We start from the raw sequence: 14,988 nt of genomic DNA on the forward strand, positions 1-14,988 counted from the left end.
GGGTCAGTCGAGCAGGCTGCGCACGGCGCCGCCGAGGCTCTGCCCGGCACGCAGGAAGCTGTTCAGGCTGCCATCGGGCGCGAGCAGCGAGCGCCGGCCGGCGGCGAGCCGCGCGCCGGTGATCGCGGCGTCCTCCCGCGCGTCCTGCGCCGCATCCTGGCGCAGCCCGGCGGCAAGCGCGGCGGCCGAGCCCTCGTCGGGCGCCACGCCGCCTGCCGCGAGCCGCGCGCGCGCCGCGGCGATGGTTCGCGCGAGGCGCTGCTGGCGCTCGCGCTCGTTCGCCGCGGCCTGGAGATCGGCCTGTTCCTGCTGCGCGGCCTGTTGCTGGCGCAGGTTCTCCTGCTGGGCGCGGGCCTGCGCCTTCTGCTGCTGGCCCTGCCGGACCTGGCCATAGACGGCGAGGCCCGTGCCGACGAGCGAGGCGATGGAGGCGAGCTGGGCCATCAGTCGGTCATCCTGATCTCGGTGGTGACGGAAAGCAGCGTGAAGGGCAGCGGCGTCTCGCCCTCGATGCGCCAGAGAGGCCGCAGCCGGTCGCGCCGCCAGCCGAGGCCGCGCAGCGTCACGTCGCCGGTGAAGCGCGGCGGCGGCGCATCGAGCAGCGGCGTGTCGAGCCGGCGGAAGGAGACGGGCTCGGCCCCTCGCCCGAGATCCACCGACAGCGCCGCCGTGCCGAGCAGGCGGAAGGTGACCGCCACGAGGCGCAGCGGCCCTGTCGCCGCGGCGGTGGCGGAAACGAGGTCGGGCGGCAGCGGCTCGACCTCGTGGCGGAAGGCGAGGCCGATCTCGACGCTTGCCGCCGGCGGGTCGAGCACGACGCGCCCGTCGAGCACCGTCCCGGGAGCACGCGGCGCGCCGTCAGCCAGGATGCCGACCTCGCGCCCCTCGAGATGCGCAAGCCCGCTCCAGCTCTCCTGCGGCGACGCGGCGCTGCCCGTCAGCGCGGCATCGAGCGCGAGGCCGGGCTCGAAGCGTTCGAGGGCGAAGGCGCCGTCGCGCTCGGTCAGCACCCAGACGGTGCCCTCGGATTCCGCCACCGCGCGGAACGCGCCCTGCGTCTCCTGCCGCGTCCAGGCCGTGACCTGCTCGGCGCGATAGAGCGTGAGCGTGCCGATGCTGCCATCGGCCATGACCAGGTGCAGCAGCCGCTCCTTCTGGTCATAGGCCATCGAGACAGGCCCGTTGACGAGATGCCGCGCGAGGATGGCGAGGTCGTTCGCCTGGTAGGCCTGCGCCACGTCGGTATAGGCGAATTCGTGCACGCCCTGCCCGCCGCGCGCGACGAAGACGGTCGCACCGTCCACGTCCACAGGCGGGATCAGCCGGTCCACCGGCGAGCCCACGCGCGTCTGCCGGTTGAGCTGAATGCTCGCCGGCGTCAGCGGATCGCCGCTGACCATCCACTCAGCGCCCGAGGTGAAGACCTGCAGGTGCCGCCCCGAGAACAGGCCGCGGATCGCGTTCACCTGGTCGGACACCAGGCCGAACTCGATCGCCTCGTCGTCGAGCCCGGTGCCCATGTCGAAGTTGAACAGGTCCCCGGTGCGCGACAGCCAGAGCCGGTTGGGCAGGTCGCGCGAGCCGCCGATCACCAGCCGGTCCTGGTGGAAGCAGCAGGTCACCGGCCAGCCGCGCGCCGCGCTGAAGGCGGATTCGTCCCAGTCGGTGATGGGGCCGGTGCCGGTGAGCGTCTCCTCCACCGTCGCCGCGACCTGCGTGCCGCCGATGACGGTGCCGATGACGAGCCGCCGGCCGCCGATGCGCAGCCGCGCCCCCGCATGGCCGGGCAGGAACACCGCCGCATCCGCGCTGACGACGACATTGCCCGAGACGCCGCTGGTCCAGAGGTTCACGGCCGGATCGGCGAAGCGGAAGAACGGCTCGCGCAGGAACCCCCAGGGCGCGATCGTCCAGCCGGAGGGCGTGCGCGTCACGCGCTGCGGCGGCATCTCCGGATGGACGAGCAGCAGCGTGTCGGCATTCTGGGTGAAGCCGATCTGCGGCAGCATCGCCCCGCTCCAGGGGCCGGGCAGGGTCGCGACCACCGCATCGCCCTGGAACACCTGCAGCGCGCCGGCGCTCAGCACCATCAGGTAGGTCTGCTCGGTGTTGAACTCGAAGGGGATGAGCCGCGCGGGACCGGGCAGCGTCGTGACGTGGCGCAGGCCGGGCCGGCGGGTCAGGCCGCCGGTCGGCTGGATGAACACGTTGCGCAGGCGCCGCGCGCCGTTCTCGAAGGCGCGCAGGTCCGGCCGGCCGAGCAGCTCGGGCGCGAGCTCGCCCGCCGCGAAGCTGGTCTTGGCGCGCTTGATGCTCGGCATGGCTCAGCCCCGCACGCTGATGAGCGGGAAGCCCTCGAGCACGCGCGCGCTCGCCTGCTGGCTGTCGGACTGCCGCGCGACGCGCAGCTCCGCCTCGGCCAGGCGGAACAGCATCTCCGCGCGGGAGGAGTTCTCGGTCAGCGGGATGCAGAACTCCGCGGCGAGGCGGGCGACGAGGGCGGAGGCGAAGAAGGGCGGAAAGGCGCTCTCGTCCGGGCGGAACACGTAAGTCAGCGCGACCGATTCGGCGTCGGTGAAGAGCCGGTCCTCCTGGATGCGGTAGACGATGCCGCGCGCGCGCCCCGCCGTGCCGGCCGAGAGGGCGCGCAGGAAGCCCGCGGGAAGCTGGAAGGCATGCGCGAAATCCGCGCGCGGCACGGCCGAGAGGCGCGGCAGCGCCGCCTGCGCGGTGGCGAAGGACCAGGGATGGGCGGAGAGCAGCGCGTCGCGGGTGCCGGGATAGAGATTGGCCGCGACTTCGGCCTCGGCCGTGCCCTCGTCGAGCGAGGCGACCGGCTGCGCGCCGATCCTGAGCAGCGCGCGCGAGCAGAGCGCGAGGGCGGAGAGCGCCATCGGTGGGAAACTCCTGGTTGTCGCGGGAGAAGGCAGGGTGTGCCGGGGGAGGACGCCCCTCCCCCGGCCGCGCCGTCACTCCTTGGCGCGCATGCGCACGACGCCCGCCGGGTCGATCATCACCGCGCCCTGGGACATCATGTTGTTCACGAAGTGCGCGGCGCGGTCGCCGTGCCAGGTGATGTCGGTCACCACCTCGCTCGCCACCGCATGGCCGATCGCCGTCTTGTGGTAGAAGTAGCAGTAGCGCAGCGTGCCCGCCTTGGTCAGGCCGGAATGCGGCATCCACAGCGCGCCGAGCCAGCGTTTGGCTTGCGTGCCCTTCCACGGCAGCGCGTCGTCGCCCACGTAGTCGGCGCGCGCGAACTCGTCGATCGAGAGCAGCTCGCTCCACTGCTTCCAGCCGACCACGGCGAAGCGGTTGCCGTCGTCGGGCACGTCGGCCGCGCCGAGCATCTCGAAGGCCATCAGCACCTTCTGCCGGGTCAGCCCGTCATTGTCGGTCAGGCCGGTGCCGGTGCCGGTCGCCTCCGCGGTGGCGGTGTCGAGGGCGGCGACGATCAGCTCGTCCGTCTTGCGCCCCAGCGCATAGGCGCCGGCATTGGCGATGACGGTGCGCTCGTCGATGTTGGACTTGATCTCGTCGAGCCGGTCGATCCACTCGCCCGCGTAGTAGTCCTGCAGGAAGCACTCGGCGTTCGAGTATTCGAGGTTCATCACCGGCACGACGCCGTTGCGCGCCTTGGCCGCGGCCGTGCCCTTGCCGACGCGCGGGAAGATGGTGGAGGCGCCCTTGACGCCCGTCTTGGAGCGCACGGTGGGGCGCAGCTTGCTGCCCTGGCGCTGGTAGGCCTCGGCGACCTCGGCCTCGAACTGCTTCACGAAGGCCTGCTCGATGGTGCCCGACATGCGGGTTTCCTTTCATGCGATGGGTGCGGGGGATGCGCCGCGCTCCGGTTGGCCGCGAGCGGGCCGGGCGGGGACGCGGCCCGCGCGCCGGAGGGCCGGTTCTGCGCGGGCGGGAACGGACGGGGCGGGCGGCGCTGCCTCTCTGCGGCGCGCCGCCCGCCCCCGGGCCTCCGCGCGGTCACGCGCGGGGCCGCCGGCGGGGCGAGCCGAGGGGGAGGCGCTCAAGCCCCGCCGGAAGGCGGATCAGCCGCCGACCAGGCGGCGGAAGCCGTCGGTCACGCGGCGGACGAACTCGGGCTCGCGCGTGCGCCAATAGCGCGGGTCGCGCATCATCGCGCGCAGCTCCGCCTCGTCGGCGGCCGACGGCGCATCGGCGCGGCGGGCGAGGCCCGGCTCCTTGCCCTCCATCATCCGGTGCAGCGCGATCACGCCCTCGGCGGTGGTGGAGAGCGCCTCCATCACCGGCGGCGGCAGGTTGGCGCGGCCCCAGGCGGCGATCTGCGCGGCGATGCGGCGGAATCGCTCCTCGCCGCCGAAATGCTCGCGCAGCTTCTCGACCTGGCGCTCGGCCTCGAACTGCGAGGCGGCCTCGGCGATCAGCGGCAGCAGGCGCTCGGCGGCGAGGTCGTAGACGAGCTGCGCCTGGGCGCAGGTGAAGCCGGCCTCGTGCAGGCGGCGGTTCACCTCGTCATCGGCGCCGCACAGCTCGTGCTTCGGCTCGATGCGGTAGCCGTCGGGGCCGTCGGGCACGCCGATCGCGCGGCGGAAGCGGATGCGCTCCTCCTCCGGCGCGTCCTCGCCCGGGGGCGAGAGGCGCTGCGAGAGGCGCTTCTCGAGCTCGCGATAGGACTTCAGCAGCGCCTCCACGCGGATCGCGCTCGCCTCCTCGTCCCAGAACTTCTCGGGCACGTCGTCCGGGCGCGCACCCTTCCTCGGCGCGGCGGCCTCGGCCAGCGCGGTCTCCAGCAGGTCCTCGGGCATGAGGGGCTCACTCCTTCTCGGGGTTTGCGGGGGGGTTCAGCACCTCGGCCGGCGCGGAGAGCGTCCGGCCGAGCCAGCGGGCGGCGGCGGGCAGGTCCACCTGGGCGATCGCCTCGGGACCCATGGCGCGCACCGCCTGCAGGAACAGCAGGGTGTTCGCCGCATCGGCACGGCCCTGCACCTGCGCGAGCGGGCTGCGGTAGCGCAGCACCGCCTCGCGCCCGTCGAGCAGCAGCGGCGGGATCTCCCCGCGCCGGCGCAGGATGGCGAGGCAGCGCGCCACCAGCGGCGTCAGCAGCTCGGCCTGCAGCCGGCCATAGGTCGCACCCAGCAGCCGCGCGGTCTGCGCCGAGCGTTCGAGCACCTCGGTCGCCGTCATGTGGTCCTCGCGCTGCGGGCCCAGCCGGTCGGCGAGCAGCGCGCCGCGGATGCGCGCGCGCAGGTCGTTCAGCACGAGCTGCGAGACGTCGAAATTCCCCGGCGCGGCCAGCGGCGTCAGCCCCGAGGATCCCGGCGCCTTGGGGATGATCGCCCCGGGTTCGAGCCGCACCGTCGCCGGGTTCAGCACGCCGTCGTCATCGGCCTGCCAGATGCCCGTCGCGGCGATGGAGGCGTTCTTGAGCACCAGCTCCACCACCTTGTTGGCGGTGCGGATGTCGGGCAGCGCCTTGGCGACCGGCCCGCGGCCATAGACCTCGCCGGGCGCCTTGAGCCAGCGGAAGGCGATGAAGGGGCTTTCGGCGAAGCGGCCCTCGGCGAGCACCTCCGGCCCGCGCTCCCCGGCGAGGACGGCCATGAAGCGGTAGCCGGCGCGGTCGGGCCAGACCGCCTCGATCACGCGGTGCCGCGGCGCCTCGCTCTCCTCGGCAGCAGGCGCGGGCGCCGCCGGGTAGCGCGCGCGCAGCGCCGCATCGCTCAGCCGCGCGGCGCGGAACACGGTGTCGAGCCGGCCCGAGGGGCCCTCCTCGAGCACCGCCTCGCGCAGCGGCACGGCGGTGAAGCGCAGCGCGGAGGGCTCGCCCACGGGCGCCTCCTCGACCAGCAACAGGCCGGTGCCGGCCACGACCAGGTCGAGGAAGCCCTGATGCATCTCGAGCGCGAAGTTGGAGCGGTCGAGATGCCCCTGCAGCACCTCCGCCGCATCCTCGAGCGCCACGGCGGCGGCCGTGTCGCCGTCCACAGCGCGCGAGGGGGCAAGGCCGAACCAGCGCGACCAGGGCGGGGTCAGCTCGGCGAGCAGGGAGGCGGCGAGCTGCTCGGCCGCATCCGCCGCCGTGGCGTCGAACAGCGCGACGCGCCCGCCGGTCGCGGGCGGCAGCACGTGGTCGTAACAGTCCTGCCACAGCGCCTCCTGGGCGCGGCGGGCATCGAGGGCGCGGGCGTGGCGCGCCAGGATCTCCTCGGGGCTCATCGGCTCACTCCCCCAGCAGCGACTTGCGCGTCGCGGCGAAGTCGGCGCTGGCGCCGAGCAGCCCGCGGGCGGAGGTGGCGATGGTCCCGCCCAGGCCGCGGCGGGCGCGCTCGCGCGCCTCGACGCGGGAGGCGGCGGCGACGTCCTCGGCGGCCTGCGCCGGGCTGGCGGCCGGCGCGGGCGCCGGCGCCGGCGGGGGCGCGATGACGACAGGCTTCGGGGCACGGAACAGGCCACCCATGCGCGCGCGGCTCCTCTCGGTTGTCTCGGGTCACGCCCTCCCGCTCGCGCAGCCCGAAAAGCCCGCGGGCCCGCCCTCCGGTGAGGAGGACGGGCCCGCGGCAGGTTCGGATGGGAACGGGAGGAAGGCCGCCGGGCGCACCTCGCCCCTTGGCGAGGGGATTGATACGGCAGGCTCAGCCCGCCGTCAAGACTTTTTTCCTATCCTCGCGAAGAATCTTCCGAAGCCCGAGGAACAGCCCGAAGGGCGTCACCGCGAAGGGCGCCCCGGCACCGAGCAGGGCGCGGCACAGCCCCACGCAGCTCTGCGGCAGCAGCGGCGGCAGCCGGCGCGCCCGCACCGGCCCCGGCGCGAAGGGGCCGAGCACGGCAAGCCCCGCCCGGGCGTAGAAGCCCGGAAGGTCGTAGCCCGCGGGCACGGCGAGCCGCGCCACCAGCAGCCGGCCCGAGAGCGGTTCCACCACCGTCCAGCCCGCCTCGTCGCGCAGCGCGGCGAAGCAGTGGCGGAAGCCGCGGCGCAGCAGGCGCAGCCAGGGCTGGTCGGCCTCGCCTCCGAAGGCGATCCAGACCTCCTGCGGCGCCCCGCGCGCCGCCCTCAGCCGCGGCGTCACGCCACGATCCCCTTCACGCGCAGCGGCCATTCCAGGCGGTTCATCGCCTCGCGCCACTGCGCCGCGTCCAGCCGCTCGGCGGGGTAGCGCGGGTCGGGCGCGCAGCCCCGCTCGCCCCAGACGCGCATCACGCGGGCATGGATCAGGTCGATGCGCCGCTGGCGATAGAGCCGGTCGAGGCACCTGATCACGTCATCCGGCTCGCAGGGCCGCAGCTTCTCGCCGCGCCCGGCGGCGACGCGCGCGCCGTCCCGCCGGGCGATCAGCGCGGCCATGGTCCAGAGCCAGGCCTCCTCGGCCGAGCGGAAGGGCTCGGCGGCGGCGAGGCTGGCGAAACGGGGGGCGTGGGCGGCGCGGGGGGCGGGTCGCATGGGCGGTCTCGCGTCTGGGGTGAACAATACAAGAACATTAACCGCCCGGGTTGCGCCGCGCAAGACGGAAAAGGAAGATAGACCTATTGCCTTCCGACACGAAGCCTAGGATGTTCTGCCCAGGACGCCCACCGCATCTGGATTCGCGTCCTGACCCGCCCCCATCGGGACAGCAGAACCATGCGGCACGACGACATCTGGCGCGCGCTCGACGCCCTCGCTGCGGAACACGGCCTTTCGGCCTCGGGCCTCGCCCGCAAGGCCGGGCTCGACCCCACCGCCTTCAACCCCTCCAAGCGCGTCGGCGCCGATGGCCGGGCCCGCTGGCCCTCGACCGAGAGCATCGCCAAGGTGCTCGATGCCGTCGGGCGCAGCATCGACGACTTCGCGAGCCTCGTCTCCGGCGTGCCCGCGCTCTCGCGCGGCAGCAGCCGCACCGGCGCGGGCCGCCGCATCCCGCTGATCGGCCTCGCCCAGGCCGGCGGGGACGGATACTTCGATGATGGCGGCTATCCGGTCGGCGGCTCCTGGGACGAGATCTCGCTGCCCGATATCGGCGACCCCAACGCCTATGCGCTCGAGATCTCCGGCGAGAGCATGGAGCCGGTCTTCCGCGACGGCGATGTCGTCATCGTCTCCCCCGCCGCCCCGGTGCGCCGCGGCGACCGCGTGGTGGTGCGCACCGCAAAGGGCGAGGTCATGGCCAAGGAACTGCGGCGCCAGTCGGCCAAGCGGATCGAACTCGCCAGCCTCAACCCGGCGCATCCCTCCTACAGTTTCGAACTGCCGGAGATCGCCTGGATGCACCGCATCGTCTGGGCGAGCCAGTAGCGCGCCGCTACGCCATTCCGCCCCGCGCCGAGACCGGCCACAGGCACTCGACCCGCCCCTTCCGCACGCCGACATACCAGTCGTAGCGATCCACCGTCGGGTCGCAATGCCCGGGGATCAGCCGCAGCTTCTCGCCCAGCGCCGGTGGTGCGCCGTCCTCGATCAGGATCTTGCCGTGCTCGTCCGAGGCGCCGGCATAGCGCAGCCCCGGCCGCCCCCACACGCCGGGCATGCCGGAATCCACCGCCACCCCCTTATGCCCGCAATCCACCACCGCGACGCCCGGCGTCGCGCGGCTCATCACCTGCGCCAGCACGAACAGCGCGTGGCGGAAGGGCGGCGCGTCGTCGTTCCGTGCATAGTCCATGTCCATGAAGGCGTAGGACCCGGCCTGGATCTCGGTATAGACGCCGCTCGCCGCCTCGTGGCGGAAGGTGCCGGTGCCGGCGCCGCCGACGATCGGGCATTCGAGGCCGCGCTGCTTCAACTGCTCCACCGTCCGGCGCGCCCGCGTTGCTGCTTCCGCGATGGCCGCCGCGCGCCCTTCGGGCGAGCGGATGTGCTGCGCGGTGCCGTGATAGGCCTGCAGCCCGCCGAAGACGAGGTGCCTGCTCGCCGCGATGCGCTCTGCCAGCGCCACCGTGGGCGGGCCGTGTTCCACGCCGGCGCGGCCCATGCCGACATCGATCTCCACCAGCACCGGCAGCCGCACGCCGGCCGCATCCGCCGCCTGCTCGGCAAGCGCGACCTGTTCGGCATCGTCCACGCACAGCCCCACCTTGCACAGCCGTGCGAGTGCGGCGAGGCGCGCGATCTTGCGCGGGCTCACCACCTGGTTCGTCACCAGCACGTCCGGAATGCCGCCCCAGGCCAAGGCCTCCGCCTCCGCCACCTTCTGCACGCATTGCCCGACGGCGCCGCGCGCCATCTGCAGCTTCGCGATCACGGCCGATTTGTGCGTCTTGGCATGCGCCCGCAGCCTCGCCCCCGTGGGCGCCAGCAGCGCGGCCATGGTGTCGAGGTTGTGCTCGAAGGCATCGAGGTCGAGCAGCAGCGCGGGCGTGTCCACCTCCTCCTCGCGCATGCCGGGTTCGGCGGGCGGCGGCTGCAGCATGGTTCATCCCTTCTCCTTGCCGCGGCATGATGCGGCGATGTTCCCTTCCGATCCAGACGCGCTCGTCATCGGCGCGGGCTGCGCCGGCATCGCCGCGGCACGCGCGCTCGCCGCCCGCGGCCGCTCCTGCATCGTGCTGGAAGGCGGCGCGCGCCCCGGGGGGCGCGCCTGGACGGAGAGCGAAAGCCTCGGCCTGCCCTTCGACCACGGCGCCTCCTGGCTGCACCAGGCGGACGACAATCCGCTGACACCCTTCGCCCATGCGCTCGGCTTCGCGCCGCTGGACCACGACCGCTTCCGCGAGCGCCTGCTCTCCGCCCATGGGCGCCTCGCGACGCGCGAGGAACGCCGTGCCTTCGCCGCCGCCGAGGACGCCTTCTGGGCCGCCATCGAGGCCGCCGCCGCCGACGGCGCCCCCGACCGCCCGGCCGCCGAGGCCGCACCGCGCGGCGGGCCGTGGGACGCCACCATCGCCCATTGGGAAGGGGCGCAGATCTGCGCCGCGGAACTCTCCCGCATCTCGCTGCACGACCTCGCCGCGACCGCGCTCGACGGGCCGAACCTCGTCATGCGCGCCGGCGTCGGCGGCCTCGTCGCGCGCCTCGCCGAGGGCCTGCCGATCCGCCTGCACGCGCGCGTGGAGCGGCTGCGCTGGGGCCCGCGCGGCGTCACGGCGGAGGGCGCCTTCGGCGCGCTCGCGGCGCGCGCAGCCATCGTCACCGTCTCGACCGGCGTGCTGGCCGCCGGCGGCATCGCCTTCGACCCGCCGCTGCCGGTGGAGACGCAGGAGGCGATCCACGCCCTGCCCCTCGGCCTGCTGACCAAGATCGCCTTCCGCGCCGACCACCCCGAGGCGCCCGATCTTCCGCCCTTCAACAGCCTGCGCCGCGCCGTCGAGCATGAGGGCGACCGGCCCATGTCCTGGATCTCCCGCCTCTTCGGCGAGCCGCTGATGATCGCCTTCTGCGGCGGCAGCCGCGCCTGGGAACTCGCGCACGACCCCGCCGCCGCCGAGGCCGCGGCGCGGGAGGAAGCCGCCCGAGTCTTCGGCGCGCGCGCCGCCGCCGCCCTCGGCCCTGCGGTGGTCACGCGCTGGGCGGAGGATCCGCTCTTCCGCGGCGCCTATTCGCACGCCGTACCGGGCGCGCGGGCGGCGCGCACAACGCTCGCCCGGCCGCTCGCGGATGGGCGGCTGGTCTTCGCGGGGGAGGCCTGCCACCCGCGCTATGCGGCGACGGTCGCCGGGGCGTGGCTCAGCGGGGCCGAGGCCGCGCGCAACCTGGCGTGAGGCGCGCGGCATGCCGCCACCCCAATGGTGGACAACGCTCCGCCACCGGCCAGGGGCGCGCGGGATCGGCCCGCCAGGGCGCGGCGATCCAGGCACGCGCGCGCACCGCGCCGCGCGCCGTCGCGACCGTGACCGGCACCAGGGCATAGGCGCTGCCCTCATAGGCCGCGAGCCGCGCGCGCGCCGCCTCCCCCGCCCGCAGCACGGCGCCCTCGACCGCCGAAGCCGGGTCGCGCAGCAGCGTCGGATAGGGCGTGCCGCGCAGGAAGACCCGCCGCCAGCCCGCCAGCCGTGCCGGACGCATCCGCCGCGCCAGCGTCTGCTCCCCCGCCATGCGCGCGAGCACGCCGGGATCGAGCAGCGTGCCGTAGAGGAACAGGATCACTCCGGCCTGAGGTTCACGCTGACCACGAGATCGCGGATCTTCGCCGCCTGCGCGCGGACCATCGCGCCGAAGCTCTCGGAATCCGAGCCCACCGGCTCGGCGCCCACCTCCTCGCAGCGCCGCACCAGATCGGGGTGGCGCGCGGCGGCGGCGATCTCGCGCTGCAGCCGCGCGAGCACCGGCGCGGGCGTGCGCGCGGGCGCGAAGAAGCCGTTCCATCCCTCGAGTTCGAGGGCCGGCAGCCCCTGCTCGCGCACCGTCGGCACGTCCGGCAGCACGGGCGCGCGGCGCGAGGCGACATTCGCCAGCCCCTTCAGCGCCCCGGACCGCACATGGCCGAGCGAGGTCGAGATCTGGTCGCCGCCGAACTGCACCCGCCCCGCGATCAGCTCCTGCACCAGCGGCGCGGCGCCGCGGAAGGGCACGTGCTCCATGCGGATGCCCGTCTCGCGCTTCATCACCTCGCCGACCATGTTCATGAAGGAGCCAGGGCCGGTCGAGCCGTAGAAGACGGGGTTCGCCTGGCCCCGCGCCCAGTCGAGGAAGCCGCGCAGGTCGTTCGCCGGCACGGCGGGATTGGCGAGCAGGATGAGCGGCACGTTGGCGCCGAGCGAGACGGGCGCGAAGTCGCGCTCGATGTCGTGCGGCGGCCGCCCGGCGAGCGCCATCGTCGCCGTGGTGGTCGGGAAGGTGATGTTGTGCATCAGCAGCGTGTAGCCATCCGGCGCCGCCTTCGCGACGACATCGGCGCCGATCGAGCCGCCGCCGCCGCCGCGGTTCTCGACCACGACGGACTGGCCCATCGTCTCGCTCATCCGCTGCGCGAAGAGGCGCGCCAGCAGATCGGTCGTGCCGCCCGCGGGGAAGGGCACGACGATGCGGATGGGCCGTGTCGGGAAGTCCTGCGCGCGCGCGAGGCCCGGCGCGGCAAGGGTGGCACCGGCGGACAGCAGCAGCGAACGGCGTCGGATGGTCATTCCCGGATCTCCTCCCGCGCCCCGTTTCTCCGGGCGCTGGAGGGAGAGGCTAGACCGTCTCGCGCGGGCGGGAGAAGCCGCGATCGCTCGCCAGGCGGCAACCGTGGGGCACGCGGCCGCTGATCATCCCGATCCGCGCGCGCCGCGGCCCCGGCATCAACGCGGCGAACAGCGCCGCGGACGGCTTGCGCCGTCCCCGGCCGCGTCAGTGCCCCGCATTCTCGCCCGAGAAATCCGGCGCTTCGAGCCCGCTCGCGACAAGCTGCTTCACGAGCTGCGCCTTCAGCCGCTCGAGACCGGCCTCGGAGGAGGCCTCGCAGCGCGCCACAAGCACCGCCTGGGTGTTGGAGGCGCGCAGCAGCCACCATCCGTCCTCGGTCAGCACGCGCACGCCGTCCACGTCCTGCACCTTGGCGCCTTCGGCCGCGAGGCGCTCCTTCACCTCGCGCACCACCTCGAACTTGCGCGCCTCCTCGCAGTTGAAGCGCAGTTCCGGCGTGTTGATCACCTGCGGCAGCGCGGCGCGCACCTTCGACAGCGGCTCGGCCATGCGCGCGACGATGCCGAGCAGCCGCACGGCGGAATAGGGCGCGTCGTCGAAGCCGTACCACTTGTCGGCGAAGAAGATGTGGCCGGACATCTCTCCGGCGAGCGGGCTGCCGGTCTCGGCCATCTTCGCCTTGATCAGCGAATGGCCGGTCTTCCACATCAGCGGCTGGCCGCCGGCCTTGGCCACCTCGTCGAACAGCACCTGGGAGGCCTTCACGTCGGCGATGATCGTCGCGCCGGGCCGCGCCTTCAGCACGTCGCGCGCCAGCACGATCAGCAACTGGTCGCCGAACAGGATGTGGCCCTCGTCGTCCACCACGCCGATGCGGTCGCCATCGCCGTCGAAGGCGATGCCGAGATCGGCCTTCTCCCGCTTCACCTCGGCGATGAGCTGCTCGAGGTTCTTCGCCACCGTCGGGTCGGGATGGTGGTTGGGGAAGGTGCCGTCCACGTCGCCGTTGATGACGAAATGCATCCCCGGCAGACGCGCGGCCAGCGCCTTGACGATCGGCCCGGCCGAGCCGTTGCCCGGGTCCCACACCACCTTCAGCTTGCGCTCGCCGCCATCCCAATCCTTCAGCACGCGGTCCGCATAGCGGCCGGCGATGTCCACGGCGCGGTCGGTCCCGGCCTTCTCCGGCACCACGTCGCCCTCCGCGGCCATGCGCCCGATCGCCTGGATGGCGCTGCCGTAGAAGGGCTTCTTGCCGATCATCATCTTGAAGCCGTTGTAGTCCGGCGGGTTGTGGCTGCCCGTGACCATCGCCGCGCCGTCCGCCTCCTGGTCGTAGGCGGCGAAATACAGCATCGGCGTCGCGCAGAGGCCGATCCGGATCACCTCGAGCCCGCAGGCGCGCAGCCCGGCGACGAGCTGCGCCTCGAGCTCGGGCGAATGCAGCCGCCCGTCATAGCCGACCGCGACCCGCGTCCCGCCCTCGCGCACCACGACGGAGCCGAAGCAGCGGCCGATCGCGAAGGCGTCCTCGGGCTTCAGCGTTTTCCCCACGATGCCGCGGATGTCGTATTCGCGCAGGACCGTGGAGTCGAAGCGATGGCGGAAGACGGTCATGGTCACTCCCTCACGGGCGGCCGATGGAGGAATAGGTGAAGCCCGCCGCGCGCATCGCCGCCGGGTCCCACACATTGCGCAGATCGAGAATCACGTCGCCCTTCATGGCGGCCTTGAGGCGGTTCGGTGGCAGCGCGCGGAACTCGTTCCACTCCGTCAGCACCACCAGCGCATCCGCTCCCTCGGCGGCGCCGAGCGCGCTCTCGGCGAAGCCGACCGCCGCCGGCAGCGCCTGGCGCGCATGGGCGGGCTGCGGGTCGAAGGCGACGACCGAGACGCCGGCGGCGACCAGCCTCGGCAGGATCACGAGCGAGGGCGCATCGCGCATGTCGTCCGTCTCGGGCTTGAAGGTCACGCCGAGCACGGCGACGCGCTTGCCCTTCGGATCGGGGCCGAGCGCGGCGAGGATGCGCTCGGCCATCCGGGCCTTGCGCGCCTCGTTCACCGCGATGGTGGTCTCGACCAGCCGCACCGGGCTGCCCGCATCCTGCGCGGTGCGCGCGAGCGCCAGCGTGTCCTTCGGGAAGCAGGAGCCGCCATAGCCCGGCCCGGGATGAAGGAACTTCCGCCCGATCCGCCCGTCGAGGCCCATCCCCCGCGCCACGTCGTGCACGTCGGCGCCGACCTTCTCGCACAGGTCGGCGATCTCGTTGATGAAGGTGATCTTGGTCGCGAGGAAGGCGTTGGCGGCGTACTTGATCAGCTCCGCGCTCTCGATGCTGACCGAGAGCACCGGCGTCTCGATCAGATAGAGCGGGCGATAGAGCCGCTTCAGCACCGCCTCGGCGCGCGCGTCGTCCACGCCGATCACCACGCGGTCCGGGCGCATGAAGTCGCCGATCGCGCTGCCCTCGCGCAGGAATTCGGGGTTGGAGGCGACGCTGATGCCTGCATCGGGCCGCACGCGGCGCACGATCGCCTGCACCTCGCGCCCGGTGCCCACCGGCACGGTTGATTTGGTGACCAGCACGAGCGGCCCCTCGGCCGCCTTCGCCACCTGCTCGGCCGCGGCGTAGACATAGGTGAGGTCCGCATGCCCGTCGCCGCGCCGGGTCGGCGTCCCGACCGCGAGGAACACCGCATCCGCCCCGCGCACTGCCTCGGCAAGGTCGGTGGTGAAGGAAAGGCGGCCGTTCTTCACGTTCTCGGCGACCAGCGTGTCGAGGCCCGGCTCGTAGATCGGCATCCGGCCGGCACGCAGCCCCGCGATCCGGTCGGGATCGACATCCATCACGGTCACATCGACGCCGAACTCGGCGAAGCAGGCGCCGGAGACGAGGCCGACATAGCCGGCGCCGATCATGGCGATGCGCATCAGGGTCCCTCGTGGCTCATCAAGGCGGCTGTGCAATGACGCT

General features: G+C 73.5%; 16 protein-coding genes. 2 read left to right on the top strand and 14 right to left on the bottom strand.

What is annotated here, in order from left to right:
- Positions 1-3: 3 nt before the first annotated feature.
- The 9 genes from FHS88_RS06630 to FHS88_RS06670 all read right to left on the bottom strand — a co-directional run bounded on the left by FHS88_RS06630 (position 4) and on the right by FHS88_RS06670 (position 7,417).
- Positions 4-444 (bottom strand): hypothetical protein, encoded by a 441-nt coding sequence (locus FHS88_RS06630; RefSeq protein ID WP_184482698.1) that lies wholly within the window; start codon positions 442-444, stop codon positions 4-6.
- Positions 444-2,321 carry a hypothetical protein gene (locus FHS88_RS06635; protein WP_184482701.1) on the bottom strand — a complete coding sequence of 626 codons (1,878 nt, stop codon included), beginning with the start codon at positions 2,319-2,321 and terminating at the stop codon, positions 444-446. Before FHS88_RS06635 ends, FHS88_RS06630 begins: the two co-directional genes overlap by 1 nt.
- A 3-nt stretch (positions 2,322-2,324) precedes the next feature.
- Positions 2,325-2,894, bottom strand: a complete 570-nt coding sequence (locus tag FHS88_RS06640; RefSeq protein ID WP_184482704.1) for a hypothetical protein — start codon at positions 2,892-2,894, stop codon at positions 2,325-2,327.
- A gap of 75 nt (positions 2,895-2,969) precedes the next feature.
- Positions 2,970-3,803 carry a phage capsid protein gene (locus FHS88_RS06645; protein ID WP_184482707.1) on the bottom strand — a complete coding sequence of 278 codons (834 nt, stop codon included), beginning with the start codon at positions 3,801-3,803 and terminating at the stop codon, positions 2,970-2,972.
- A gap of 243 nt (positions 3,804-4,046) precedes the next feature.
- On the bottom strand, positions 4,047-4,784 hold the full coding sequence (locus FHS88_RS06650) for a capsid assembly protein (RefSeq protein WP_184482710.1): 738 nt from the start codon (positions 4,782-4,784) through the stop codon (positions 4,047-4,049).
- A 7-nt stretch (positions 4,785-4,791) separates the two neighbouring features.
- Positions 4,792-6,195, bottom strand: a complete 1,404-nt coding sequence (locus FHS88_RS06655) for a portal protein (RefSeq protein WP_184482712.1) — start codon at positions 6,193-6,195, stop codon at positions 4,792-4,794.
- A gap of 4 nt (positions 6,196-6,199) precedes the next feature.
- Positions 6,200-6,436, bottom strand: coding sequence for a hypothetical protein (locus FHS88_RS06660; RefSeq protein ID WP_184482715.1), 237 nt, complete (start codon positions 6,434-6,436; stop codon positions 6,200-6,202).
- 175 nt (positions 6,437-6,611) lie between these two features.
- On the bottom strand, positions 6,612-7,046 hold the full coding sequence (locus FHS88_RS06665; RefSeq protein ID WP_338146450.1) for a hypothetical protein: 435 nt from the start codon (positions 7,044-7,046) through the stop codon (positions 6,612-6,614).
- Complete coding sequence (locus tag FHS88_RS06670) at positions 7,043-7,417, bottom strand: hypothetical protein (protein ID WP_184482721.1); 375 nt, start codon at positions 7,415-7,417, stop codon at positions 7,043-7,045. Before FHS88_RS06670 ends, FHS88_RS06665 begins: the two co-directional genes overlap by 4 nt.
- Before the next feature lie 180 nt (positions 7,418-7,597).
- On the opposite strand from FHS88_RS06670, the gene FHS88_RS06675 reads away from it, so the two are divergent.
- Positions 7,598-8,248, top strand: a complete 651-nt coding sequence (locus FHS88_RS06675; RefSeq protein WP_184482724.1) for a S24 family peptidase — start codon at positions 7,598-7,600, stop codon at positions 8,246-8,248.
- Positions 8,249-8,255: 7 nt separating this feature from the next.
- On the opposite strand, the gene FHS88_RS06680 is transcribed toward FHS88_RS06675, so the two are convergent.
- Entirely contained in the window at positions 8,256-9,362 is a 1,107-nt protein-coding gene (locus FHS88_RS06680) for a DSD1 family PLP-dependent enzyme (RefSeq protein ID WP_184482727.1), read from the bottom strand.
- 37 nt (positions 9,363-9,399) lie between these two features.
- Here FHS88_RS06680 and FHS88_RS06685 point away from each other — a divergent pair, with 37 nt between their 5' ends.
- Positions 9,400-10,650, top strand: coding sequence for a flavin monoamine oxidase family protein (locus FHS88_RS06685; RefSeq protein WP_184482729.1), 1,251 nt, complete (start codon positions 9,400-9,402; stop codon positions 10,648-10,650).
- Here the strand turns inward: FHS88_RS06685 and FHS88_RS06690 are convergent.
- The 4 genes from FHS88_RS06690 to FHS88_RS06705 all read right to left on the bottom strand — a co-directional run bounded on the left by FHS88_RS06690 (position 10,616) and on the right by FHS88_RS06705 (position 14,945).
- A complete protein-coding gene (locus FHS88_RS06690) occupies positions 10,616-11,035 on the bottom strand; it encodes a gamma-glutamylcyclotransferase (RefSeq protein ID WP_184482732.1) in 420 nt (139 codons plus the stop codon). The genes FHS88_RS06685 and FHS88_RS06690 overlap by 35 nt on opposite strands.
- A complete protein-coding gene (locus tag FHS88_RS06695) occupies positions 11,032-12,012 on the bottom strand; it encodes a Bug family tripartite tricarboxylate transporter substrate binding protein (protein ID WP_184482734.1) in 981 nt (326 codons plus the stop codon). The genes FHS88_RS06690 and FHS88_RS06695 overlap by 4 nt, the downstream gene beginning before the upstream one ends.
- Positions 12,013-12,217: 205 nt before the next feature.
- A complete protein-coding gene (gene pgmG / locus FHS88_RS06700; RefSeq protein ID WP_184482737.1) occupies positions 12,218-13,630 on the bottom strand; it encodes a phosphoglucomutase/phosphomannomutase PgmG in 1,413 nt (470 codons plus the stop codon).
- 10 nt (positions 13,631-13,640) lie between these two features.
- A complete protein-coding gene (locus tag FHS88_RS06705; protein WP_184482740.1) occupies positions 13,641-14,945 on the bottom strand; it encodes a UDP-glucose dehydrogenase family protein in 1,305 nt (434 codons plus the stop codon).
- Positions 14,946-14,988 lie beyond the last annotated feature (43 nt).

Source organism: Neoroseomonas alkaliterrae, assembly GCF_014199195.1.
Classification (GTDB): domain Bacteria; phylum Pseudomonadota; class Alphaproteobacteria; order Acetobacterales; family Acetobacteraceae; genus Neoroseomonas; species Neoroseomonas alkaliterrae.